Origin of the sequence: Wolbachia endosymbiont (group A) of Cydia amplana, assembly GCF_964028495.1 — a bacterium.
Classification (GTDB): Bacteria; Pseudomonadota; Alphaproteobacteria; order Rickettsiales; family Anaplasmataceae; genus Wolbachia; species Wolbachia pipientis.
This window is the reverse complement of sequence record NZ_OZ034792.1, coordinates 994,015-1,019,336: the sequence shown is the minus strand read 5'-3', so window position 1 is coordinate 1,019,336 and position 25,322 is coordinate 994,015. Positions and strand designations below refer to the sequence as shown.

26 protein-coding genes, 1 tRNA gene and 1 pseudogene are annotated in these 25,322 nt (G+C 33.9%); 12 read left to right on the top strand and 16 right to left on the bottom strand.

The features are described from left to right. The first annotated feature begins 65 nt into the window (after positions 1–65). Complete coding sequence (locus ABWU40_RS05060; protein ID WP_041573531.1) at positions 66–1,562, top strand: proton-conducting transporter membrane subunit; 1,497 nt, start codon at positions 66–68, stop codon at positions 1,560–1,562. Here ABWU40_RS05060 and ABWU40_RS05055 read toward each other — a convergent pair. The 5 genes from ABWU40_RS05055 to ABWU40_RS05035 form a co-directional block, all read right to left on the bottom strand. Then, a complete protein-coding gene (locus ABWU40_RS05055; protein WP_353279153.1) occupies positions 1,559–2,212 on the bottom strand; it encodes a conjugal transfer protein TraJ in 654 nt (217 codons plus the stop codon). The genes ABWU40_RS05060 and ABWU40_RS05055 overlap by 4 nt on opposite strands. A 68-nt stretch (positions 2,213–2,280) precedes the next feature. After that, complete coding sequence (locus ABWU40_RS05050; protein WP_015589214.1) at positions 2,281–3,075, bottom strand: hypothetical protein; 795 nt, start codon at positions 3,073–3,075, stop codon at positions 2,281–2,283. Between the two features lie 73 nt (positions 3,076–3,148). Beyond that, positions 3,149–3,970 (bottom strand): AAA family ATPase, encoded by an 822-nt coding sequence (locus ABWU40_RS05045; RefSeq protein ID WP_141457205.1) that lies wholly within the window; start codon positions 3,968–3,970, stop codon positions 3,149–3,151. 17 nt (positions 3,971–3,987) lie between these two features. After that, positions 3,988–4,575 (bottom strand): L-threonylcarbamoyladenylate synthase, encoded by a 588-nt coding sequence (locus tag ABWU40_RS05040; RefSeq protein WP_141457207.1) that lies wholly within the window; start codon positions 4,573–4,575, stop codon positions 3,988–3,990. Between the two features lie 118 nt (positions 4,576–4,693). After that, positions 4,694–5,164, bottom strand: coding sequence for a hypothetical protein (locus ABWU40_RS05035; RefSeq protein WP_015589217.1), 471 nt, complete (start codon positions 5,162–5,164; stop codon positions 4,694–4,696). 75 nt (positions 5,165–5,239) lie between these two features. Between ABWU40_RS05035 and miaA the strand changes: the two genes are divergently transcribed. Further along, positions 5,240–6,124 (top strand): tRNA (adenosine(37)-N6)-dimethylallyltransferase MiaA, encoded by an 885-nt coding sequence (gene miaA, locus ABWU40_RS05030; RefSeq protein WP_006280293.1) that lies wholly within the window; start codon positions 5,240–5,242, stop codon positions 6,122–6,124. Here the strand turns inward: miaA and ABWU40_RS05025 are convergent. After that, complete coding sequence (locus ABWU40_RS05025; protein ID WP_141457209.1) at positions 6,121–6,951, bottom strand: hypothetical protein; 831 nt, start codon at positions 6,949–6,951, stop codon at positions 6,121–6,123. The genes miaA and ABWU40_RS05025 overlap by 4 nt on opposite strands. 296 nt (positions 6,952–7,247) lie before the next feature. On the opposite strand from ABWU40_RS05025, the gene recG reads away from it, so the two are divergent. Beyond that, positions 7,248–9,269, top strand: a complete 2,022-nt coding sequence (recG, locus tag ABWU40_RS05020) for an ATP-dependent DNA helicase RecG (RefSeq protein ID WP_015589220.1) — start codon at positions 7,248–7,250, stop codon at positions 9,267–9,269. Positions 9,270–10,021: 752 nt separating this feature from the next. Further along, positions 10,022–10,309 carry a hypothetical protein gene (locus ABWU40_RS05015; RefSeq protein ID WP_007549783.1) on the top strand — a complete coding sequence of 96 codons (288 nt, stop codon included), beginning with the start codon at positions 10,022–10,024 and terminating at the stop codon, positions 10,307–10,309. A gap of 15 nt (positions 10,310–10,324) precedes the next feature. Here ABWU40_RS05015 and ABWU40_RS05010 read toward each other — a convergent pair whose 3' ends face one another. From ABWU40_RS05010 to ABWU40_RS04985, 6 genes are all read right to left on the bottom strand, one after another. Then, a complete protein-coding gene (locus ABWU40_RS05010; protein ID WP_022626355.1) occupies positions 10,325–10,783 on the bottom strand; it encodes a hypothetical protein in 459 nt (152 codons plus the stop codon). 135 nt (positions 10,784–10,918) lie between these two features. Further along, a tRNA-Gln gene (locus tag ABWU40_RS05005) sits at positions 10,919–10,993 on the bottom strand. Next, entirely contained in the window at positions 10,984–11,319 is a 336-nt protein-coding gene (cutA, locus tag ABWU40_RS05000) for a divalent-cation tolerance protein CutA (RefSeq protein WP_015589221.1), read from the bottom strand. Before cutA ends, ABWU40_RS05005 begins: the two co-directional genes overlap by 10 nt. A gap of 327 nt (positions 11,320–11,646) precedes the next feature. Continuing rightward, positions 11,647–12,282 carry a transposase gene (locus tag ABWU40_RS04995; RefSeq protein ID WP_081600764.1) on the bottom strand — a complete coding sequence of 212 codons (636 nt, stop codon included), beginning with the start codon at positions 12,280–12,282 and terminating at the stop codon, positions 11,647–11,649. After that, positions 12,266–12,595 carry a transposase gene (locus tag ABWU40_RS04990; protein WP_141456678.1) on the bottom strand — a complete coding sequence of 110 codons (330 nt, stop codon included), beginning with the start codon at positions 12,593–12,595 and terminating at the stop codon, positions 12,266–12,268. The genes ABWU40_RS04995 and ABWU40_RS04990 overlap by 17 nt, the downstream gene beginning before the upstream one ends. Further along, the gene (locus ABWU40_RS04985) at positions 12,580–12,717 is read right to left on the bottom strand and encodes a hypothetical protein (RefSeq protein WP_179943636.1); all 138 of its coding nucleotides are present in this window, start codon (positions 12,715–12,717) and stop codon (positions 12,580–12,582) included. The genes ABWU40_RS04990 and ABWU40_RS04985 overlap by 16 nt, the downstream gene beginning before the upstream one ends. Before the next feature lie 122 nt (positions 12,718–12,839). Between ABWU40_RS04985 and ABWU40_RS04980 the strand changes: the two are divergent. The 4 genes and pseudogenes from ABWU40_RS04980 (at position 12,840) to ABWU40_RS04965 (ending at position 17,021) form a co-directional block, all read left to right on the top strand. After that, positions 12,840–14,222 (top strand): annotated as a pseudogene (locus tag ABWU40_RS04980) (IS4 family transposase). A 157-nt stretch (positions 14,223–14,379) separates the two neighbouring features. Then, positions 14,380–15,993, top strand: a complete 1,614-nt coding sequence (locus ABWU40_RS04975; RefSeq protein WP_141457261.1) for a hypothetical protein — start codon at positions 14,380–14,382, stop codon at positions 15,991–15,993. Between the two features lie 177 nt (positions 15,994–16,170). Further along, on the top strand, positions 16,171–16,518 hold the full coding sequence (locus ABWU40_RS04970) for an IS630 transposase-related protein (RefSeq protein ID WP_022626382.1): 348 nt from the start codon (positions 16,171–16,173) through the stop codon (positions 16,516–16,518). Positions 16,519–16,685: 167 nt separating this feature from the next. Beyond that, a complete protein-coding gene (locus tag ABWU40_RS04965; RefSeq protein WP_049973597.1) occupies positions 16,686–17,021 on the top strand; it encodes a transposase in 336 nt (111 codons plus the stop codon). 416 nt (positions 17,022–17,437) lie between these two features. Here ABWU40_RS04965 and ubiB read toward each other — a convergent pair whose 3' ends face one another. Continuing rightward, on the bottom strand, positions 17,438–18,868 hold the full coding sequence (ubiB, locus tag ABWU40_RS04960; protein WP_012673305.1) for a 2-polyprenylphenol 6-hydroxylase: 1,431 nt from the start codon (positions 18,866–18,868) through the stop codon (positions 17,438–17,440). Next, a complete protein-coding gene (locus ABWU40_RS04955) occupies positions 18,865–19,605 on the bottom strand; it encodes a metal ABC transporter ATP-binding protein (RefSeq protein ID WP_015589282.1) in 741 nt (246 codons plus the stop codon). Before ABWU40_RS04955 ends, ubiB begins: the two co-directional genes overlap by 4 nt. Between ABWU40_RS04955 and ABWU40_RS04950 the strand changes: the two genes are divergently transcribed. Beyond that, on the top strand, positions 19,597–20,478 hold the full coding sequence (locus ABWU40_RS04950; protein ID WP_012673303.1) for a zinc ABC transporter substrate-binding protein: 882 nt from the start codon (positions 19,597–19,599) through the stop codon (positions 20,476–20,478). The two genes, ABWU40_RS04955 and ABWU40_RS04950, sit on opposite strands and share 9 nt — an antisense overlap. A 56-nt stretch (positions 20,479–20,534) precedes the next feature. Here the strand turns inward: ABWU40_RS04950 and ABWU40_RS04945 are convergent, their stop codons facing one another. Together ABWU40_RS04945 and rpmG are read right to left on the bottom strand one after the other, a co-directional pair. Then, on the bottom strand, positions 20,535–20,810 hold the full coding sequence (locus tag ABWU40_RS04945) for a helix-turn-helix domain-containing protein (RefSeq protein WP_010082632.1): 276 nt from the start codon (positions 20,808–20,810) through the stop codon (positions 20,535–20,537). 25 nt (positions 20,811–20,835) lie between these two features. Then, complete coding sequence (rpmG, locus tag ABWU40_RS04940) at positions 20,836–21,036, bottom strand: 50S ribosomal protein L33 (RefSeq protein WP_015589280.1); 201 nt, start codon at positions 21,034–21,036, stop codon at positions 20,836–20,838. A gap of 149 nt (positions 21,037–21,185) precedes the next feature. Between rpmG and ABWU40_RS04935 the strand changes: the two genes are divergently transcribed. The 3 genes from ABWU40_RS04935 to ABWU40_RS04925 all read left to right on the top strand — a co-directional run bounded on the left by ABWU40_RS04935 (position 21,186) and on the right by ABWU40_RS04925 (position 25,322). Next, positions 21,186–22,958: a ribonuclease E/G gene (locus tag ABWU40_RS04935; RefSeq protein WP_007549119.1), complete on the top strand. Its 1,773-nt coding sequence runs from the start codon at positions 21,186–21,188 to the stop codon at positions 22,956–22,958. An 86-nt stretch (positions 22,959–23,044) separates the two neighbouring features. Further along, positions 23,045–24,967: a molecular chaperone DnaK gene (gene dnaK, locus ABWU40_RS04930; protein ID WP_353279152.1), complete on the top strand. Its 1,923-nt coding sequence runs from the start codon at positions 23,045–23,047 to the stop codon at positions 24,965–24,967. 70 nt (positions 24,968–25,037) lie between these two features. Next, positions 25,038–25,322 carry a BolA family protein gene (locus ABWU40_RS04925; protein ID WP_007549117.1) on the top strand — a complete coding sequence of 95 codons (285 nt, stop codon included), beginning with the start codon at positions 25,038–25,040 and terminating at the stop codon, positions 25,320–25,322.

Genomic DNA, 25,322 nt, shown 5'->3' with positions numbered 1-25,322 from the left:
AAAAAAACATAGCAGTTTTTCTATGATTTTAGTATAATTCTAGCTTTACCTAAACAAAAAATTTAATGGACTATATCTTAATGTATCTTTCCTTACCATTTTCAATTACTGAGAATTATTTATTAATTACTGCGTTGATTCCACTTTTAAGTGCGTTAGTTATTTTTTTTACTGGTAAATGGCCCGGAGTGAACAATAGTATTACTGTCACTTCTTCTGTACTTCTGTTTACGTATACGTGTCTGTGCACTTTATATTGGGTGTATGGTGATCATTCTCAATTTATCCTCATGGATTTTGGTAATAATTTGCACATTAGTTTAAAGCTAGAGTCTACCGGAGTAATATTCAGTTTATTAATATCGTTTTTATGGGTGCTGACCAGTATATATGCAATATGTTATATGCAGAATAACTATGCTGATAGCAATCACTCAAGTTTTCTATGCTTTTTTTCAATATCAATTAGCTGTGCAATGTTTATTGCTTTTTCTGGAGATTTGCTCACTACATTTGTCTTTTATGAGCTTCTAACTATTAGTACATACCCTCTGGTTACTTACAACTCAACAAATGAATCAATGATTGCAGGGCGCTATTACTTTGGCGTGCTATTTTTCTCTTCTTTGGTATTGTTTTTTCCTGCAATAGGCCTTTTATATAATGAATTTCATACTTTAGACTTTGTAAGTGGTGGAATATTCAAATTTGATACTTCACTCATCACTTTCATTGCAGTGTGTTTTGCTATGCTGATTTACGGAATAGGAAAAGCTGCATTAATGCCAATGCATTTTTGGTTACCAAAAGCAATGGTTGCACCAACTCCTGTAAGCGCACTACTGCATGCTGTTGCTGTTGTGAAATCCGGAGTTTTCATCATCATAAAAGTTATATTATACACTTTCGGTATCGGTAACATGCAACGTTTTGCGCAGCAAAGTTGGTTTGCTGGAGGGTGGCTTCCGTACGCTGCTGGATTTACTATTATTACTGCATCATTGATTGCATTAAAGCAAAAAGAATTAAAAAAATTGCTTGCTTACTCTACCATCTCTCAATTGTCGTATATTATATTATTCGCTTCAATTTTTAGTGAGCTCAGCATGAGGGTTGCAATTTTCCAATTAGTTTGCCACGCATTTGCAAAAATCACTTTGTTTTTCGTTGCAGGAGCAATAATAACAAGAGCAGGTGAGAAGTATATAGATAAGATTTACGGTATAGGACGCAGTATGCCAATTAGCATGACAGCATTTGCTATAGGTGCGTTGTCTATGATAGGGGTGCCGCCTGCTCCGACTTTTTGGGGTAAATTTCTCATTTTTCAAGCTGTTTTCAACTCTGGCAATGTAATACTTTCTGTGTTTGTAACTCTAGTGTTAATTGTTAGTACTATACTCAACGCTCTGTACTTTTTACCGATAATTTACAACGCCTTTTTCTTAAAACCTTCTCAGAATTACTTTATTAAAAAAACACCAATTCTTCTAGTTTTACCTCCAGTTATTACTGCTACATGCACTTTGGTTATTTTTTTTAGCTACCAAGTAATATTTTAAAATCTGTATTTATAACCATTAACAATAAATTTAAATGGTATTATACCAGCCAGAGTTGCTTTTATATTCGACAAAGTGAAGCTAATCTCCACAGTATCCTCCTTATTTTGCTCGGTTGTAAAAACTACAGTAGCATTTCCAGCAAATGTAACTAGGTCCTTGGTCGATCGGTCAATAGATAATGTTATTACGTTTATGTTGGTAATTTTTCTTTTGGATGAAACAGCTTCATTATTCGTTTTTTCCTGAAAGCCTTGATGGATTTTATGTATAGAATTGTTTCTTATAAAATTTTCTTGGTACTTCGGTTCAACGGTCTTAATGGACTCGTATACTTCAATGTATTTACTTATTAAGTACCTCGCTGTGGAAGTGTATTCATCTTCCTTTTTACTGAAACTAAGCTTATGCATTGCAGAGAACTCATCTTCTGTGTGGTTCATATACTTCACAAAATTTAAATCTTTTTTAACAGGAAATAACAGGTATATGTTTAATGTTAATAAACATAAGCATACTAGGAGAAGCGATACTATTAATGCCATCCAAGATCTTTCTACTACACAAAACAGATACCTATGGCAGTACCATTCGACTGCTTTACTGAAATAACTTTTGTTTTTTACTGATTCAAGCAATTTATCTTCCATAACACAATACTACCAGACCTAATCGGATCATTATAATAACAATAAGCTTAGATACTCTAAAAAAAACTTTAAAATATGTCTAAATTTTCCCAAATAGGATGAATGATTATATCACCTTGTTCTGCAATGAGGTAGAATTTATCGATTTTGCTCACATCTATATTTATCATTTTTACACTGAAATTTTCAGGATCATAAGTATTACTTTCTACACTTTTGTGATAATTATAATAATGTAATTTATTTTGATCATCAAAATAACCAAATTCATCAGCAAAGGTTCCCACTTTTCTACCTTTACCACTTTTGACTAGCTCAAATAGATCAATTACATGGTTTTGGGATCCAGGCTCAATAGGCCCTTCTGCAGCAAAAAATTTAGGTGCATGACCAACGTATTCCTTAAATTTTAGATTATGAGTCTTTTTTACACTACCAAAATCCACAAACTTATATTCATCTGAAACGCCAGAATATTGTGGATCATACTTTTTATATTCAAAAAACTCATTACCTAAAAAATTACAAAACGTTAATTTATAATTATCATGATCGGATTTTACGACTTTAAGGTAATGAAAATCTCTAGGAATCCTTACTTCCTCTTCCGTGATATGATTACGTACAACAAACTCACCATTTAGCATATGATAGCCAATTTTTGGCAAAGTGGCTATATTGATTGCCTTGTTTAGCTTAAAATTTGCCTCATAGATGCCACTTAATAACTCCTTTCCTTTTTCTAAGGTGACGTCCTGGTCTAAAGCTATATTCTTGATTGAACTCAATTCTTTCTGCATATTCAGTATAGCTTTCGTCAAAACTTCTATTGATTGCCATACAGTTAATTTATTATCAGTCAAATTATATACTTCAAGTATTAAATTAACAGGATTTTATCATGAATTTATGTTAAAAGTATTATACTTTGTAAACTTATGTCATGATATTAACTACATTAGCTAAAACATGCTTTTTATCTAAGTGGAGTTGCTTAGCAACAACAAAAAGTTCATCTATTTTTTTCCACTGACTTAGCAGAATTTCAACATCATTTACCTCTCTCTTTATGCTTTCTAAAATGAAGGCCTGAATTATATATGATGCTAGTTCTAGTTCGATTTCGCTATTAATTACTTTATTAATCATATTGGGATTCTTTAAATCATGAAGAAATTTATAAAAGCACTTGTATGCTTCATAAGCATCACTACTTATTGCATTTATTATCATTCCTGGCATTCCAGGAAATAAAGTAATGATTTCATCAAATATTTGATCATCAAATTTACATTGAGATGAAACAACTTGCTTTGTTTCATCATAAGTTAATGGGAGTAAATTCAGCTGAAAGCACCTACACAAGATAGTGGTTTGTATATCATATGGCTTATGGCTAATTATAAATATCTTAGAATTTTTTGGCGGCTCTTCTAATATTTTCAATATTGCGTTTTTAGCGTTATTAGTCATTGCCTCTAAGCTATCTATTATAGCTATTTTGTGTTCTGATTGAATGGGACTTAAGTGTAGAAAGTTTTTCATTTCTCTGACTTTTTCTATTCCGATAGTATCACCTTCAACAATGTGTAAGTCCAATGCTACTTCATTATAGCTTTTTATGAGTAACCAATTGGAGAAGGATTTTGCAAGTGTTGCTTTTCCTATACCTTTTTTACCACAGATCAGCCAAGACTGAACAGATAAGTTGTTCATTAATTTTTTTTTGGCCTGGTTGTGACCTATTACTTTTTTCATTCTTTCTCCTATAGATCTTAGTTTGAAAATGCATTGTTTACTGTTTGTAATAAAATTGCACCTTCCCTTAAAACCTTAATCTTATCTTCGGTTAAGTCAATAATAGTAGATTCTATACCAGAAACTAATTCGTCATCTTCAATCACTGCAGATAAATGTTGCTTAATGGATTGTGGTATATCGTCTGCCTTACATACACTTTTTTCTCCTGAAATATTTATACTAGTTGCAACTATTGGAACTTTCAGTTTGTTTAGTATTGAAATTGCAATAGGATGCTCAGGAATTCTGATACCTATACTATCTTTAAAGAATTCGTTTGGCAATATGTTGTTGTTTTTAAGTGGTAAAATATAGGTAATTGGTCCAGGAGAAAAGTGGTTTATTAAATCAATATATCTTTCCTTTACCTTTGCTATTTTTGTCAAATTGTAAATATCACTAACAAATATAGACAGTGGTTTATTTTGAGAGCGTTTCTTTATCTGATATATTTTTCCTATAGATTCATTATCTAGTGCATTACAAGCAAGAGCATACACTGTTTCTGTTGGAAAACACACTAATAAATTGTTCTGTATTGCATTTATTATTTTAGATACCATATAGCTAAAAACTTATTCATAACAACTAGATCAGTTTTGTTGCACTGTATCTTATATAGTAACTGCTAGTTTTTGTAAACGTAATGCAACGCAGCTTACCATTTGTTATGCAGATTTGCTACAACCCAAACTCTTCATTGACTTTATCAATTATTGCCTGTGGTGGATCCTCTCCCCATCCTGAATACAAAATCTCTCCATAGTCTGCAACATCTATAGAGCCAGTTCTGCTTTTTGCTAGAAACATTTCTCTTTTCTCTTTATCAACTAACACATAATGCCACGCTGATTTTCCACGATCTTTACCACGGACTAAGTATACAAGATCTGACCTACTTCTTTTTGTTGCATCAGCAAAAGATCTTTCATTGACAGTTCTGCTTTTACTTTTTATGCCGCCACTTTCAGAAAAAGCTTCCTTGGATTCGGTTTTTTTGCCTGCTAATTCAGAAATTTTTCCTTTTTCCCCTAATGCCCGTTCTTTGGTGTTTTGAGACGAATACTTACTGGAAAAACCTTCCCCTGTACCGCCAGGAGTCCTGTTTGTGAAACGCTTAGTAAATGAATTATTGTCGTTGTTTTCTGCCATAAAAATCTCCAAACTTTAGATTGTAGAATCCAAACTTTTACTACACTTTATCATATGTTAATTAAATTAATATAAATGAAAAATAATATAGTAATTATTACAGGAATTACGGCCTCAGGTAAATCAGAATTATGCGATAACCTGATAGAAAAATATGGAAATATTAGTATAATAAATTGTGATTCAAAGCAGGTATATGAAGAAATTCCCATAATTACTGCTCAACCACCAAAGCAAGAAGTATTTTATAAACTATATGGTTATGTTTCAGCAAAAGAAAATTATTCCGTGGGTCTATGGTTAGAAGATTTAGAAAAAGAAGTTAATCACGCATTAGAAAATGCTCAAATACCTATCATCACTGGAGGAAGCGGGCTTTACATCAGCAGTTTAATCAAAGGCTTATCATCAATGCCACAAATAAGTCAGAAAGTGAGAAAAAACGTAAGTGAGCTCAGGAAAAATTTAAGTAAAGAGGAGTTTTACAAATTAGCGCTAAGCAAAGATCCAAGGATTCAAGGTAAAGTGTTCATGAATGACTCGCACCGCCTTTCAAGGGCACTTGAAGTTATCACTGAAACTGGCAAGTCAATTTTTGTATGGCAAGAGAATAGACAGCCTCCTTTATTCAATAATTTTAAGATATATACAATTCTGCCTAAACGTGAAGATGTATACCGAAAAATAAATTCTCGTTTCATTACAATGATTGAAAATGGAGCAATTGATGAAGTAAAAAAGCTACTTAGCATGAACCTAGCCCCACATTTGCCAGCTATGAAAGCACACGGAGTGCCAGAAATTATAAAGTACTTGAAAGGTGAGATTACTTTAGACGAAGCGATACAAATTGCTCAAACAAACACAAGACACTACGCGAAACGTCAGTATACCTGGTTTAAAAAACAATTTCTAAATGCTGAAGTGATTGATTGTGCAAACAAGCTCAAGATATTTTAATTCAGGCCGTGCTCATTACTACGAATAGGGGGTTCCATATTTTCCAGATGGTCGCTTACTTCTAGTGGATCGCCTAAACCATGCTCTATTTTTATTTTAAAAAATCCAAGCCTCTCGCACAATTTCTGAAAGTATTCTTTTATAATGTCAAATAAGCTTTTATCACCTATATTATAGTCCTTCAGTCTCTCAGGAACAGTAAGTGACAAGTTACCATTTGTGTATGTTACATTTTTATCATCTTGAGACTTAAGCGTGAATTCTAGTGAGCTGGATAGATCACACACCTTGTCACCGAATGTACCGTCACTCCTTTGGAAAAATATTGGTAATGTCATATCAGATTTAACACTCACATTATTTTGGCTAACACAGTCAATACTTATCACTTTTTCAGGTCTTTCTATTATGAATGAATGCTGGCTAAGTGCACCTTGAAACTCTATATGTACACCAGCTTCATATCCTGCTTGATTACAATTGATAACTAATTCTTCCAAGATAGAGTCACTTGGAACTTCTGCCTTAGCGTATTTGAACATCTCCTTAAAAACTTTTCTTGCAAATGGGCGGTAGTCTTCATTTTTACCTTCACTTTTTGGCAGTAAACTATCATGTTCTTTGTATAGCTCGGCAATCAAATCTCTACTTATACTTTTGCCGTTAATAACAAAATCCTTTCTCTGAAAATCTAAGAACGCTGTATTACCAGAATTCGCTTCAGCATTGTCTTTACCAGCTCTTAACTTGCTAAAACCAAACTTTTCTGCTTGAGCTCTTAATGTAACTACTGGATTTTCCTTTTCTTCTGATATAGAGCTACTCATTATGAATACCTTGATATAGACTGCTGATAGTATAATAATACATAAAAATGATTAATAAGTTAATAAAATACCTACTATAAGCCCTATGATAGCAAATATAGTTAGGGGTAACTTAGGCTTACCGATGATTTTAAAAACAACAAATTCGTCATTCCGTTACGTGTTAGCGGCTGAGATACCGCGAATGAATCGCGGTATAACGTTAGAGAGCTGTGCTAGCTATAGTGCATACCTGACCATAAGGTGACAAGATTTTAAAAAGGCTCTATAACAGTTTTACACATGTATGAATCTCAATGAGCAATCAGATTTTTCTAAATAGCAGGCTGGAGAATATACCTAAGTTCCATTCCGCAATATTGCCTAAACTTTGTGGTGGGGACAAGGTGGTGGATCTGCTGTTTTATAAGCCACTTAGTTATGTGGATAGAAGCAAGTTACTATCTGATGCTCGAGTTGGAGAATTTACAACTTTCATTGCAAAAGTTTATGAGCATCAGTCGCCCACTTTTAGAGGTAGACCATATAAAATAGTCGTTGAAAGTGAGAGTCAGTATATATTCATAGTCTTTTTTAATTACTCAGTTAAGTATTTATATAAACTATTTCCAATTGGAGCGAATGTGATCATCAGTGGCAAACTCGAAAAATTTGCTGAACATTGGCAAATTACTCATCCAGATTACGTGTCGCTTGACATCAACCAATTTAAAAAAATAGCTTGCATAGAGCCAGTTTACCAATTATGCCGTGGCATTACCAATAAGCGCATTGGGAACATAATAAGCTCTAATCTAAAGGAATTGCCTGATTTACCAGAGTGGATAGATGATACATTAATCAAGCAAAAAAAATGGTTAAGTTGGAGGGAAAGCATCATAAAGTTGCACAGACCAAGCTCATTGGTGGAAGCTGAGGTTTGTAGAAAAAGGCTTGCTTATGATGAATTGTTTGCGTATCAGCTAGCGCTGAAACTTGCAAGAAAAAATCATGTGAAAGAAAGGGGAAGAGAATTTATAATATTGAGTAAATACAAAGAGCAAGTTTTAAATGAATTGTCGTTTCAATTAACAAATGATCAAACTCGTGCAATAGATGAGATCTCAGAGAGACAAAAATCCAAGTATCGCATGATAAGCTTGCTGCAAGGTGATGTTGGTAGTGGCAAAACCGTAGTTGCACTTTTTGCAATGATAAATGTGGTAGAAAACAACATGCAGGCAGCTCTAATGGCACCGACTACTATCTTGGCGGAGCAACATTATAATTGGATTGAGGAAGTTTTATCCTGTACCGATATAAAAGTTGCGCTGCTTACTGGTAAAACTTCGCGCAAGGAAAGAAAGATTATCATGAACGAACTTGCAAGTGGTGTTTTAAATATAGTGATTGGCACTCATGCACTATTTCAAGCTAACGTTACATTTAAAAATTTAGGGCTTGCAGTCATAGACGAGCAACAGCGATTTGGAGTGATGCAGAGAAATCGCTTGGTAGGAAAAGGAGAAAATGCCGATATACTTTTCGTTACTGCAACTCCCATTCCAAGAACTTTGCAGCAAGCTATGTATGGTGACGTTGAATGTTCAATTTTGAAAGAAAAACCAAAATCCAGATTGCCAATAAAAACTGTAACTATGAACATTAGTAGGGTGCCAGATGTTATTGAAAAGCTAAAAGGTGCTATAAACAGGGGCGAAAAAGCATATTGGATTTGTCCATATATAGAAGAAAACGAAGAGACCAATATTGCTGCAGCAGAGATGCGTTTTCAGGAATTACAAAAAACATTTCTTGATAAAGTCGGGATAATACACGGAAAATTGACTCAGGAGCAGAAAGATCAAGTTATGTTTTCCTTCAAAAGGAATGAATTTTCTCTGCTTGTTGCAACCACTGTGATAGAAGTTGGTATAGATGTGCCAGATGCAACCATCATGATTATAGAAAATGCAGAGCAATTTGGGTTATCACAATTGCATCAGTTAAGAGGCAGAGTAGGGCGAGGAAACAAGCCATCTTTTTGTGTATTATTATACGATAATTTAAGTAAAAGCTCATCTTCAAAGTTAAAGATCATGTGTGAGTCACAAGATGGATTTTACATTGCTGAAAGGGATATGATGCTAAGAGGCAGTGGAGATATTTTAGGCACAAAACAATCAGGATGTATGGAATTTAAATTTGCTGATTTATATCAGGACAAAGAGCTGCTCAATCTCGCGTATAATAACGCAAAAGGCGCAATGGCTGATTTTGAATTACTGCTTGATATATTTGAATATAGGAGTAGATTACATTTTTCAAAATTTCAGTAGAAAAACCAGGTAGCCCGCAGAAACAAAAAAACTTCCTTGACAAACCTCGCCAGCCCCCTTATCATGAAACTGAAGCTATTGTATTTGCTTTCGCCAATCTGCAGATTAAAAGGTAAGGATTACTTAATGTATCGGCGTCTTATGTTCAATTTTTTGCAGTATATAGATACTGTATGTCTTTACAAAACTTCATCTACATCTAGATTTTTATCTAAATAAGCTGAACGCGCTTATAAAGCGTTACAAGACATCAAAAAATGCCAATACTCGACAGAGATAGTAAAAGACTAGCTAACTTGGGGATTCTTTGTCTTTTTTTCTGCTTAGTAAATTTCTTAAACATTTGCAGCGTAAGTTAGTTGCAATTAAAAGCGGCTGAATCTCGCTTGTCAAGCGTTTAAAACATAAAAAACGCCAATATTTTAAAGCGGATAATAACCACGGGGCTTCTTTTGCCTTTTTTTTATTTGGTAAATTTCTTAATGTTTATGGCTAAACGACAACCGTCATCCCGCTGCTTGTTAGCTGATGAGATACCGCGGCGGTATGACGGTGTAATGATGGTTAAGTAATTCGTTATCCCGCTGCTTGTTAGCGGGATCTCTTGTTAGCGGCTGAGATACCGCGAATGAATCGCGGTATGACGGTGTAATGACGGTTAAGTAATTCGTTATCCCGCTGCTTGTTAGCGGAATCTGCTGTGGCGACATAAACTCAAATCATTTCAAATTTCAATCCAAAGAGGTATCATTATGTCAAACAACTTCAATTTTAAAGAATTTTTTAACCACTATGAAACAAATAGTACGTCAGATGATATACAAAGGTATTATTTGCTGTGGAAATCAGTAATAGCGCAGGCAATGATTGATGCAGCAAGTCACTGCAAAAAAACAGAAAGCTTGGTAGAAAAACGTAAGGCAATTTCTTGGTTATCAGACTTTAGTCAAGATTTTGTGCACACATGTATATTGGCTGATTGTGATCCGGTATACGTAAAAAATAAAATACAGCCAACCTTAAAAAGCCTTACTAGATAAAGCCTTTTTATATACTTAATGAGGTTTACTCCTTTTACCGAAAAAAATATAATTCAATCTCCTATCTATAGTTGCCTCTATATCTTTGATTAATAGCTGCTTTATCATGTTTACTTTTCGCTTTGCATCTTGAGCTTGACGCTCATTGTTACCACTGTTATTGCTGTAATTATTCTTATCACTATAACTACTGCCACTTGGTTTGCTACTGTTACTGAACTCACTACCCTTTTTTCTTCTTGTGTTGAGTATCTGTATTATCTTTTCCTTTAAAAAGGACTTCCAGCCTGTGCCAAGTAATAATTTATAGAGAAAATGCGGAGTAAGAAACGCCACTAATATTCGAATAGAAATTCCGTAACCGAGATCTTCCCTATTTTCATAATACCACTTGCAATATTGAAACAAACGGTAAAACGCATTTTTGAAAGAGCAAAATTCTACAGCATACCAAAAACCATTGCTGAGAAACATGAGCACAATGCTGAATGTGTAAAGATACATTGTGAAGAGAAACAGTTTCACAATTATATCTTTTAGACTACCTAATATATAATTCAATAATCTTAATTTATAGAAAAGTGATATCATTTCACACCCACTTCAACATGGCTGGGGTGGAAGGATTCGAACCTTCGCGTGGCGGTATCAAAAACCGCTGCCTTACCACTTGGCTACACCCCAATACTACTTACATCAATAACACTATTAGCCCAATTAGTAAAAGATTTATTTGCTTTTTCTATGGGCATCACAGCAATAGCTGGCTGATCATAAGAATGCATTGCTTCAATTTTTTCTACAATTTTATCAACTTGATCATTTTTGCTTTTCATAATTGCTACTACTTCACAACTATTACTAATTTTACCTTCCCATAAATACAGAGAATTCACTTCGGGAAATATATTTACACATACAATTAATTTCTCGTTTAACAATTCTTCAGAAATAGTTTTAGCTTCTTCAAAATTTGAAAAAGTTGTATAAATCAAAACTAAACTACTCATTAGAATCTATATAAACGCACTGCTACTATACTCTACCGAGGTTTATTCATCAAGAGAAAATAACGCCAGCGCGTACTGTATGAACATTTGTTTGCAAAGGTAGTATGTTAAGTGTTATAGCTAGTTTGCCTCAAACGTAAAGGTGTCATCCCAGTGCCCCTGTGATGTCATTCCAGTGCTTGACACTGGAATCCAGTTTTCCATATAATCTCATCGAAAACGTTGTAACCACTTTCTATGCTAGTTTGCTTGTAAACAAGCAAACTTTCCTGGATCCAAGTGGGCTTTGTTGCATCACACTTTATGAGATGGTGATTTATGGTAAATTCATGTAACTATCTCAAATTTAGCCATACCAATATCAGTGAATTTATTAAGCAAATAGCATTTGATTAGCAGTTCTTTTTCTCGATTTATCTCAGATTTATTCCTAAAACTAAATCCGAATATTTGCTTTAATCTTGAGAAAAACCCTTCAATATAAGATCTTTTCCCATAATTTACTTCTTTTTTCCATTCTTTCATGCCATCTTCACCGTATAATTTTATTAACCTAATAGCAGCATTCCTGTCAGACATATAATCTATTTCTGGATGTTCTGCCGCATTGTTTATTGGTGGAATTTTTGTCTTTATATCATATTCGTTACACAACTTATAAAACTTGTGCCTATCACATGCTCTATCTGCATATAGTGCTTTTATGGCATGCTGAAAATCAACTTCTTTTAGCAAATCACAAGCTCCATAGTGATCAGAGTAGACACCGTTACTGTATTTTACAGCTATGGCTTTTTTGTTGTTTATATTCAACATTACGTGCAATTTTCTCGTTTGCTCATAGCCACGATATTTTCTGTCAGTGCTATTTTCCTTGCTGTGACCAGGAGTGTTGTTGTATATACTAATTCCTGTACTGTCTATAGCAATTTCGATATCTTCCATATTATTTTCTGCAATCATTTATCTTAATATTAAGTTTCTTAAACCTTCTTGATGCTTGTGAATAGCTGATAACTGCCAAATCTCTTCCTATTTGTTGCAAATACCCTTTTATAAACCCGACTGTTTGTCTTAAACCAATTCTAAAGAAACTGACGATTATATGCACCAAAATCACAACTTTATCACTATAAATATAGTTGCCGCCCTGCATTTTTGGACAATTCTCGTACCAATTTTCTATGGCGTCATTGATATAACAAAAAATGCTTCCTCTTTCTTGGAGAAATTTGTTATATTCATGGCAGTTACTGACTCTCATTTTTTGTGGCATATTTTTTCTTCAACAGTTAAATGGCTATTTATAATGAATTTTGTCAGTAACTGCCAGTTCTTTTCACTTGAGCGATGCAACAAAGCCCACTGGAATCCAGTTTCACCTTGTGATGGTGTCATGAAAGTAGCTGACACTGGTTTCCATCCAAGACGGTGTCATTCCTTACTATTACCCACAAATATAAATGGACTAAAAAGTAAAATATTACAATATTAAAGTTTGCAAATATTGAGGGTGTAAAATGGCAAGTAAAAGTAGTGAATGGGCTAAAAATGAATTTGGAGATAAAAGATTAACTGACCGATTAGTAAAGATTGCTGATAGTTTGATAAGTTTACCTGAAAGCTCAATTAATGAGGCATGCGGAAGTTGGTCAGAAGCAAAAGCAGCATACCGTTTTTTTCAAAATGAGAATGTAAAAGAAAGTGATATTTTAGCTACACATATTAATAAGACGGTTGAGAGAACAAAAGCTCACAAGAGGGTTCTTGTCATTCAAGATACCAGTTACATTGTATATAATAACCATAAAAAAACAAGCGGATTAGCAAATTTGTCCAGTTATGATACTGCAAAAGGTATTATAATGCATACAGCTCTTGCCGTTAGTATAGAAGGTTTGGTACTAGGGATACTAGATCAAAAAGTTTATTCAAGACCTGAAGAAACTGAGAACCTTAAAAAAAAGAGCGATCGCATTGAAGATAAAGAAAGCGTAAAGTGGTTGGAAACTTTAAGAAAAACAAATAATATTATTGATCCAACTCAAACTGAGACTATAACTGTATGCGATAGAGAAGCAGATATATATGACTTTTTTGAGCTTGCACATAATCTTAATTCGGCAGTGCTAGTTAGAGCATGCAGAGATAGAGCAGTAAATAGAAAATCTCGATATCCTGAAAAAGGTGAGCAGAAGTTATGGGCATTTATTAAATCCTCTCATTGTGCAGGTACGGTAGAAGTTGAAGTTCCTGTAAAAGATAATAAGCCAAAAAGAACAGCACGTTTGGAAGTTAGATTTGGAAAGTTTATGATGAATCCATCTAAGAATAATATTAGGCATAAGACGGAAGAACTACCTAAATTACCACTTTATGCAGTTTATGTTGTTGAGAAAACTCCCCTTCCCTTAAAAAAACCGCTAGAATGGATGCTATTAACGAATCTTTCAGTTAATACTTTCGATGAAGCTGTTGAAAAAATTAGTTGGTATTGCCTTAGATGGAAAATAGAGATATTACATAAAATTTTAAATTCGGTCTCAAAGTTGAAGAATGTAGGCTTGGAATAGCAGAAAGACTAATGAGATATCTAACAGTTATGAGTATTATTGCTTGGAGGATCTTCTTTATTACATCAATTGCAAGAGCTAACCCAACATTACCATGTACTACCTTATTAGCTGAAGAAGAATGGAAAGTTTTATACGTTAAAATACACAGAAAACCATGTCCAAGTGTAGTTCCCAACATAAAAGAAGCTGTTTCATGAACTTGGAGGCCATTTAGCAAGAAAAAATGACCCAAAACCAGGACCAATTACTCTTTGGAAAGGATATAAACGTCTCTTTGATTTAGCAGAAGGATGGCGACTTGCTCACGAACCTCATATTTGTGGGTAATAGTAAGTTGTTAGGGGGATCTGGAGATACCGCGGCGGTATGACGTAGGGAAATCTTACTTATTATAGCTATAGTTCTACATGAATTACAAAAGTAATATTTACTAGATCTTAATATTTTAGATCTATATTTTAATAAATAATGAGCTGTAATTAGTATGAATAATCCATTTAAAAGTGAGAACTATAAAAAAAATCTCGATTCTCTGATCAAAGCTGTAAAGCTAGGAAATGCAGAGAAACAATATAACAAAACGTTAAGGGATTTATCTCATGCATTAGAAGGTTTTACAGGTGAGGCAAAAGGTATAGCTGAGTTTGTTATATATACTGACTTGAACAATTATGTAGAACAGCCATTAGGTCTTTTTAAAACATTAATGAATAGAATTTTGGGAAAAAATTTTCCAACCAAGAACAGTAGTATAAGTAATTTTGTAAATGATGAGTTGTCAAGTTTCACTTTAGAAACAGCAGCTAAGTATACAAGAATTTTAAAAAAAATTGATCTCTTGGAACAATTAGAAAAAGATTTCAGAAAAAATAATATTTTAAAAGATTCTTTAAATTTAGAACAAAGTGAAAAGAGTCAAGGAAAAGATAGATCACACGAAGTGAGTTTGGAAGGTAGAAAGCAAAAGGAAGGTACTTTTGAGCTGCGAAAAGAAGAACAGCCGAAAGAAAAATTAGGTGGTAATCGCATGAGGCAAATAAAGCGACCAACAACAGCACCTCCGGCTGCTCCAGATTCGAGGAAGGTACGCTTTAAATCAGAAATATCCTCAGATGGAGAAAGCAAGGCAAAGTCTACATCTTCTTTACTAAAAGGAGCTAATAGTTTTAGTATGCCTGATGCTAAGGAAAATCCTTCTGAGGATTCAGGCTATGAAAGTTCATTAGATCAGGGGTCTGAATATGAAGACATATCAAATTATCAAGAGAAAAAGCAAAAGGAAAATCCTTTATATGAGCAGAGAGAAGATTCAGGCTATGGAAGTTCATTAAATGAAGAGTCTGTATACAAAGAGATATCAAATTATCAAGAGAAGAAGAGTAAAATTTTAATAGAAAATTCGCAGAGTTCAAAATCGCCCAAAGAAGAGCCAATTTATGCAACAGTTCCTAAAGAACATATAGAAGCAAAAAGAGAACGTAAGCAGAAACAACAACCTCAATCCCTCGTACCACCAAAACCACCGCAAGTGCCAAAAAAAATGTTTACTACTGGTCAAGAAGTTAGACAAGAATCGAAAGTGGTAATCAAAGATAAACCTGCAGTACCGCCAAAGCCTAAAAATCTAAGCCGTGCTAATCAAAAAGTAAGCACAGAGCCAAAAGTAGTAGGAGTAATTCTTAAAAAATCAGCTGAAAGAGTACCACTAGAATCTGAAAATCAAGACAATAGGAAATCAGCACAAAAAGCTGCTGGTAAGGCGATACCAAAAGTAGCAGCAGCTACTATGAAAGGAGGAGCTAATCGCGAGATGGGCAGTAAAGTAAAGGCATTAAAAGAAAAATTTGAGCAAAATCAAGCAAAAGGAAATGCTAATGTACAGCTTGCTGAAAGCAAAACCACTCCAGCAGCACAAGCGGATATCGGTGTGAAGAAAAAACAATCTCATTCATTTCTAACAGAGAATAAAAGATCTGCAACGAAACACGTAACAGCAAAATCTGATCCAAAATCTCATATCAGCAAAAATTCCCTTCTCACGCATGCAAATGTAAAGGAAATGGTTGCACAAATTGAGAAAGGAAAAGGAGGAAGATAGTAACATTTGGGAAAAAAACATATGTGTCAAGTCAAGAGATTGTGAGCAAATTTAGGAAATTATAGCTAAACTGACTTAGATTTACCGACAATTTGAAAAACCGTCATTCCGCTAACTATAGTATTTTCAAAAGCGAATGATAAAGGTATAATATGTTTTTTTAAAGTAGGGAAAGCGATGGTATATAGTGTAGATTTAAGGGAAAAAGCAGTGTCTTTGGTAGAAAAAGGAAAGTCAAAGGTTGAAGTTGCAGAGGTTTTTGAGATAGGGATAGCAACACTATATAGATGGCTAAAAAAGAAAGCTACTGGCCAAGGTCTCAAAGCGGTAAAAAGTACTGGTTTTATTCGAAAAATAGATCCAGAAATACTCAAAGAATATGTCAAAAAACACCCAGATCACACACTAGCAGAAATGAAACAAAACCTTGGCTTTGGGATAAGTGCAATTTGGTATAGATTAAGACAGCTAAAAATAACCTTTAAAAAAAGTCACATTCTATCAAGAGCGCAATCAAGAAGATAGGCAGCAATTTATCGATAAAGTCTCAAAAATAGACCACTGTAGCATTTTATATATAGATGAAGCAGGAGTTGATAATAGACTATACCGAGAATATGCACGAGCTCCAAGAGGAGAAAAAATATATGCTGATGTTCCAGGAAAAAAGCGGGAAAGAGTGAGTATAATAGGTGGATGAGAAGTTTATTGCACCAATGACCTTCACAGGAGGGTGTAATAAAGATATATTTAATGTATGGTTAGAGCGAAGATTACTTCCACAATTACAGCGTGATACAACCATAGTTATGGATAATGCTACATTCCATAAAACTCCCAAAACAAAGTCATTAATAGAGTCTTTTGGCTGTCATTTGCTTTATCTTCCAACATATTCACCTGATCTAAATCCGATAGAGCATTGTTGGCACACCATCAAAAGTTGCCTCAGACCTCTAATGCATCAATGTACAGACTTACACCTTTTAGTTGGTAATACCATTTTAGACGTTTATCATTCGTTTTAGAAAATACTATAGTTGAAATAGCGCAGTTACTCACCCCATAAATTTGGTGCTCTCTTTCAATCAAAGGTGTCTTGCTGCTTGAAATGTTTTCTTTGTAAAAATTTGGCTTATCTTTATATCATCTCATTCAAACAGCATTAACATAACTTATGCCTTTTTTGGATGTAGAAATTTTCTAGGAATTGTCTTTTTGAATTCTATGGTATTTTGTTTAACATTGAAACAGGAGGCCAGTGTCACGCACTGGCATGACACCCATTTGTTCCTATAGTTGTCTTTTCTCGTCTACCTTATTTTGCCACTCTGCTGAACAGATACATAAAGAAAGTGGAAAATTGGACATTCTCAACTCGGCTCCTGCAGATTAAAAATTAAGTTGAATAAAAATTGGATTTGACGCAGTTTTTTCCCATAGTTTAAGAAATTAAAAGTTTAACGATTAGAATTATAATTACAAACCACAATAAAAAATAGACTTTTCCATTTGATTTATTTTTAATTTGGATGTTTTCTAATTTTTTATCAGCTATTAGGTTCAATTTTTCTATAAGGCTAAATATCCCTTGGATTGTTTTTACAGGATAAGAACTTCTAATTTTTTCCCTATACCCTATTTTACTTTCATGTTGACTGCTTATCCACGCTTCAACTACTTTCCACATATTGATTTCTGGGTAGATCTTTCTACATGTCCCTTCCAGTAAAATCATAGTTTTCTGCAGCAATAACAATTGTGTTTGAACTTTCATATCAAAATCACCAGTTATTTTTAATAGCTGAGCAAGTAAACTAGCAAATGAAATCTTCTGTATAGGCTGCCCAATAATGGGTTCACCTATTGCCCTGCAAGCTGTGACAAAATTTCTATGCTGTGATGAAACGTAACCAGCTTTAAAGTGCATTTTTGCAACGTGATCATAATCCCGATTTAAAAAGCCTTTGAGTATCTCTATAACGTAATAGCATGTCTCACGATCTATTCTACCCATGATTCCACAATCCAGAGCAATAATATTGTTATTACTATCAACCATTAGATTTCCAGGATGCATATCAGCATGAAAAAAACAATCCCTGTATACCTGATTACAAAACGATTCTATAAGATTGATAGCTATTTGCTTATGATTATTCAGTTTTTCAACTTCGTATATTGGCGTTGCTTCTATCCATTCTAATGTTAAAACCTTTTTTGCAGTTCTATTCCAATCTATTTCAGGTACATAAAAACCTCTGTCATTTTTTGTGTTTTCCTTTAGTTCCGAAGAGTGAGCAGCTTCAAAACGTAGATCTAACTCTAATCGGCAAATTTCAGCAAAAGTTTTAACTAATTCAATTGGCCTCAGCCTTTTTGATTGTTCGCTAAATTTTTCTGCAATTTCTGCAAGCCAAGAAAGCATTTTTATATCTCTTGAGAATGTTTTCTCAATATTTGGCCTTAAAACCTTCACAGCAACTTCCTTACCCTCAGTTGTAACCGCTCTATGCACCTGAGAAATCGATGCTGCTGCAATTGGCTTTTCAGAAAAGCTTGAAAAAATGTCGCTCAATTTACAATTAAACTCACTTTCTATAGTTTTAACTGCTATTTTATGTGAAAATGATGGCAATCTATCACATATCAATAACAAGTTATTTGTTATATCTTCATTTAAAACATCAGTACGTGATGAGATAGACTGCCCAAACTTAATGAACACCGGACCTAATTTTTCAAGAGCACACTTTAGCTTGTGGCCTTGTATTTTATTTATTGATTTTTTTGATGGTGGAAGTAAATAAGGTAATATATTGTAACGCGTCAGCACCGTAGTTATGTGCAGAAGACGCAAAATATTTTGAATCATTTCGCTGCGTAACTGCTAAATATTTCATTTAGGGTTCTATTTTTCATAATCTCATCAGGCTTGCCTTGGCAATAGATAGTATTATTTATACAAATTATGTAATCTGAGGATGGTAGAGCAGAGTTAAGATCATGAGAAGTCATAAGAATCGATACCAATCGTTTTTTTGCTATTTTATTTATAATATCATAAAATTTAGCCCGCGCGTTAATATCCATTGCACTAACTGGTTCATCTAGAATGATCAAGTCAGGCTCTGCAATTAAACAACGTGCAAGTAGCAATAATTGTGTTTGCCCTGCAGAAATTTCTAACACTTGATTCTTCAAAATGTTACCGATACTAACCAACTCTATCGTTTCTGTAATAATGGATTGATTTTTCTTTAGTCTTTTCAAGGAGCTATTTAAAAGGAAATATTCAACTGTTATTGGCATCAAATTACTAATACTAAAATTTTGCGGCATATAGCCAATTTTTATGTTGTCAGCAAATACGATATTACCGGTACAGCTTTTATTTATGCCAGCAATTGCTTTCACTAAAGAGGTTTTACCTCCACCATTTGGACCAAGTATTGTAATTATGTCTCCTCTTTCCATGAACATATTGATATTGTCAAGGATTCTTTTACCATCATATGTGAGAGCAAGATTTTCTATTTTTAGAACACGATTATTGACATTATTCAATTTATTGACAAAATTTAACTTCTTCTCAACGTTTATATGAGACATTTACTGACTTTTTTTCTATTACTTTCATTTACACTATACTATAATATCGCCTTTTCATCCAATTTAAAAGTTGTAGCTACAATCAAACCTATCCACTCACTTGTAGCTTCTATTACAGAAGGGATTTTAGAACCGGAATTGCTTGGCTATGCAACATCTGCGCATAATTATATATTAAAGCCATCTGATGCGAGTAATTTAGAATCAAGTGACGTTATATTTTATGTTGACGATAACTTAGAGACGTTTGTTCAAACTTTCGCCAAAAATAATAAAGAACTAGTGCAATTGTCAAAGGCAATCAACCTACTTCCTACTCGGCCACATTCATTTTCTAGAAAAATTACTCACATTAAAGATGAAAAAGATTTACACATTTGGCTGAGTCCCGAAAATGCAAAGAGCATGATACTTTCTGTAAGTGCAACATTGTCTAACATAGATAAAGAAAATTCCCATCGATACAACTCTAATGCAACAAAAGCTATAAAAAAAATAGACCAAGAAGTAAAAGAAATTATGAAAGAACTGAATGATTTTAAAAATCAAAAATATATCGTCACTCACGATGCTTATCAATATTTTGAAAAATATTTTGGTTTAAATCACCCAAGTGCCATTCTTTCCATAGAAGAGGATTCTTACATAGGTATGAGGAGTTTAATGAAGCTAAAAAAGATAATGAAGGAAGAAAACGTTAAATGTATATTTGCTCATTCACAGGAAGACAGCATAAAGCCTAATGCTCTTTCTAATGACGCAAAAATGGTAGTTCTTGATCCTATTGGATCAGACATAGAGCCTGGAAAAGATGCATATCTAGCTATAATCAATAACATTGCACAAAATTTTAAGTCTTGTTTTGTTGAGTAATAAGTTCCCTTTTAGCTTACTGTTTTATTGTTCTGCATTTATTTGTCCTTTACATATTATGCAGGTTTAGAATTATGCTTTATTCTTACGTTTATGTCTTGGCCCAATACAATCAATAAGTTAAGCAAGTATTCTAAGGAGAACCCTTCGATTTTTGACCTATTGATTTGAGATACTTTAGGTTGATCAATCTTTAGAGCGTTTGCTGCTTTTTTCTGTGTTGTGTACTTCTTACTTATTAATTGTGCAATGACCTTTATTAATTTCAGTTTTGTATCTTTCACATCCCCCAACTCTACTATTATAGGATAACTTAATTGTAAATTTTGCATAATAATAAAATCCCTTATAAAAAAATTACTTTAGTTTTTCTTCTTTAAATAACACATGCCTTCTGACTACTGGGTCATACTTCCTAAACTCCAGTTTTTTGGTAAGCTTTTTTGGATTACGCTTTTTTACATAAAAATAACCTGTTGATTTTTCTTCACCAGTTTTTGTTGTCTTGATTGCAGTGCTAACTAACTTAACGAGCAAAGAAGCATTTTTTTTCGCCATACTTATAATGATATAATAAATTCTATGCGAGTTTATTACGCAAAACACTAAAAGTCAACCGAATAATGCAGATCGTAAAATTCTTGACAATCAACAGTGCATTAAGTAGCATGAAGTTAACTTCAGAATGAAAAGCAAACGGTAAATAAGTGGTAAATAGTGGTAAAAGGTTATTATTGATAGAAAATTCCACCTGTTCTAATGAGGTAAGAGTTGCCTTGTCAGTTAATAATAAGGTTGTAGAATTTGAACAAGAATTCAAGGAAAAAAAACAATTAAGAGGTAATATATACGTTGCTTATATAAAGCGTATAGAGCCTTCTTTGCAAGCCGTATTTATCGAATATGGAAAAAATAAGCAAGGTTTTTTGTCTTTTTCCGAGATATCTCTAGATTACTTCAATATTCCAGAAAAAGAAAAGGAAACTATCTTTGAGAGCTACTCAAATGACGATTATACAGAAAAAGGGAACGATACCATAGCAAATGTCTCTTCAGATTCTGCAGCTAGTAAGAATGTCAACGAGTCAGGTAGTGGTTTTGTAAGAGAGGTACCTTTATATAAAAAATACAAATTACAAGATGTTATTTCAGTAAATCAAAAAGTATTGGTTCAGCTAACTAAAGAGGAACGAGGCAATAAAGGAGCTTCATTTACAACATACATAACTTTAGTGGGTAGATACTGTGTTTTCATGCCAAATTCCATGAGTAAAGGTGGAGTGTCTCGCAGAATTGAAGATGCTAATGTCAGAAAGCAGTTAAAGGAGATACTGAGTTCAATAAACTTGCCAAAAAGGTCAGGTTTAATAGTAAGAACTGTTGGTTCAGGAAAAAATAAGAAAGAAATTGAGCAGGATTACAATTACTTATCCTCATTATGGCAGAGCATTCAAAAAAATGCCTTCTCTGTAAACGTTCCATCATTAATTTACAATGAAGCAGATGTAATTATGAGATCTGTTCGTGATTTTTGTAGCGATGGTATAGAAGTTATAGTGTCTGGAAAGGAAGCTTTTGAGGCAGTTAGGCAATATGCTAACAATGCACTAAAAGGTAGTAAGTTGCGCTATAGATTGTATAGAGGTTATGCTCCGATCTTTACTTACTACGGAATCGAAGATCAAATTTCTGAGTTATATAGCAATAGAGTAGAATTGCCATCTGGTGGGTCTTTGATAATAACTTTAACTGAGGCGTTTGTTTCAATAGACGTAAATTCAGGAAAGATGACAGGAGAAGATAGCATAGAAGAAACAGCTTATAGAACCAACATGGAAGCAGTACCTGAAATATCAAGACAGGTGAATCTTAGGGGCCTATCAGGATTAATAGTAGTCGATTTTATTGATATGTTGAAATATCAGTATTGCAGAGCTGTTGAGTCTGCTATAAAGCAAGCGTTTAAAGATGATAAAGCTAAAGTTCAATTTAGCTACATAAATGACTTTGGTTTAATGGTATTTTCAAGACAAAGAATTAAACCAAACATACAAGAAATTAATACTACAGAGTGTTTACACTGCAAAGGTACTGGAAGAGTAAAATCAAACGAAGTAATTGTTTCATCAATACTAAGGGATTTACAACATATTGCTAACAAGAATCGAAATAAGTCTTTTGATTTAGTAGCACACAGTGCAGTTATAGCGCACATTTTTAATAACAAACGCAATACAGTTTCTACAATCGAAAAAGAGTTTAATATTACATTGAACGTTAGTATTGATAACAGTTTAGATGTAAATACATTTGTTTTAAAACAAGGAGATGATGTTAATTTAAACGGTTATAAGCCATTACAGAACTCTGGATACCAAATTGGGGATAGCAGCAATGAAGAAGCTGATAATTCAAATAAACTACGAGGCAATTTTTGGCTGACTAAGTGGCTTTCGCGCCTTTTAAGTTCTAATAACTAATTAGAAACCTAAATTGGGCTTGTAATTAATGAGCCCTATACTTATATATTCTTATATCAGATAATATTTACAATGGGGTACTCATTATGGGAAGAGCAATAGGCATAGATCTCGGAACAACAAATTCTTGTGTTGCAATAATGCAGGGCAAGGATACAAAGGTAATAGAAAATAAAGAAGGGGCAAGAACTACTCCATCTATAGTTGCATTGACTTCTTCAGGAGAAAGGTTGATTGGTGCTCCAGCAAAAAGGCAAGCAACCACCAATGCAAGTAATACCTTTTTTGCTACTAAGAGATTAATAGGCCGTCAATATAGTGATCCTGAGATGAAAAATCTAAGTGTACCATACAAAGTATTTGCAGCAAAAAGTGGTGATGCATGGGTTAAAACAACTGATAATAAAGAATATTCTCCTAGTCAAATTGGTGCATTTATACTACAAAACATGAAAGAGGCAGCAGAAGCTTATCTTGGAGAGGAAGTAAAAGATGCTGTGATAACAGTGCCAGCATACTTCAACGACTCTCAACGTCAAGCAACAAAAGATGCAGGAAAAATTGCCGGATTAAATGTACTCAGAATAGTAAATGAACCGACTGCTGCAGCACTTGCTTATGGTCTTGATAAGAAACATGGGCACACAATAGTAGTATATGACCTTGGTGGTGGTACATTTGACGTTTCAATACTTGAAATAGGTGATGGAGTTTTCGAAGTGAAAGCAACGAACGGTGATACCCATCTTGGAGGTGAAGACTTTGATAATGGAGTAGTGAGTTATTTACTAGATGAATTCAAGAAAAGTAATGGCATTGATTTGAAAAATGATCCAATGGCTATGCAAAGAATCAAAGAAGCTGCTGAAAAAGCGAAAATTGAATTATCAAGTGCAATGGAAACGGAAATAAATCTACCGTTTATTACAGCTGATGCAAGTGGTCCAAAACACTTAAATATGAAATTAACGAGAGCAAAACTTGAAAGCTTAGTGAATGATTTAATCGAAAGGACTATGGCTCCTTGTAAAAAAGCTCTTGAGGATGCTGGTTTATCTGCTAGTCAAATTGGCGAAGTGGTTCTTGTTGGTGGCATGACTCGTATGCCAAAAGTCATAGAGAAAGTTAAAGAATTCTTTGGCAAAGATCCACATAGAGGAGTTAACCCTGATGAAGTTGTAGCAATTGGAGCTGCAATACAGGCGGGGATCATTCAAGGTGATGTAAGAAATGTGTTACTACTTGATGTGACCCCACTTTCTCTTGGTATTGAAACTCTAGGAGGAGTATTCACTCCACTTATTGAGCGTAATACTACAATTCCTACTAAAAAATCTCAGGTGTTTTCAACTGCAGAAGATAACCAAACAGCTGTTACAATTAAGGTGCATCAGGGTGAAAGAAAACTGGCAGTTGATAATAAGCTACTCGGTCAGTTTAGTTTGGAAGGGATACCTCCTGCTCCGCGCGGAAGGCCACAAATTGAAGTGACATTTGATATAGATGCAAATGGAATAGCACACGTTTCTGCAAAAGATAAAGCTACTGGAAAAGAGCAAAAAATACGCATTCAATCTTCAGGCGGTTTATCTGATGATGAAATAAATCGCATGGTAAAAGAAGCTGAAGAAAAAGCGCAAGAAGATGAAAAGCGCAAAAAGTTTATTGAAGTGAAGAATCAAGCGGATAGCTTAGTCCATTCTACAGAAAAGTCTCTGACAGAGTATGGTGATAAAGTTTCACCAGAAGATAGATCTGCTATTGAAAATGCAGTTAACGAATTAAAAGAAGTTAGTAAATCTGATAACATTGATGACGCTGATTCAATACAGCAGAAAGTCACTAATCTTTCTCAATTATCTATGAAACTTGGAGAAGCTATGTATCAAGCATCTCAACAAAATAGTGCTGAAAATGGCTTTTCATCAGAAGGAAATCCAAATGATAAAGAGGAAAAAGTAGTAGATTCTGATTATCAAGACATAGATAATAAAGAAGAGAATAAGTAATTGCGATTGTCATCCAAGTAGCTGATACTGGGATGACAAGAGGAGCATATTGTTGCTTAAAGAAACCATTATGGATATTATTAAAACGATAGAAGAAAAGATACACGATTCGATAGATGTAATTGATATCAACATTATCGATGAATCAGCAAAGCATGCTGATCATTATTTTGCTTCATCTTCAACACTACCTTCACATATCAAGCTAATATTGATATCTGACAGCTTTATCGGAATGAACACTCTCAAAAGGCATAAATTGATCTATGAATTATTAAAGAGTGAGATAGAGCTAATACATGCAATTTCTCTTCACTTGTATACGCAAAACGAGTACAATTTAAAAAATAAATAA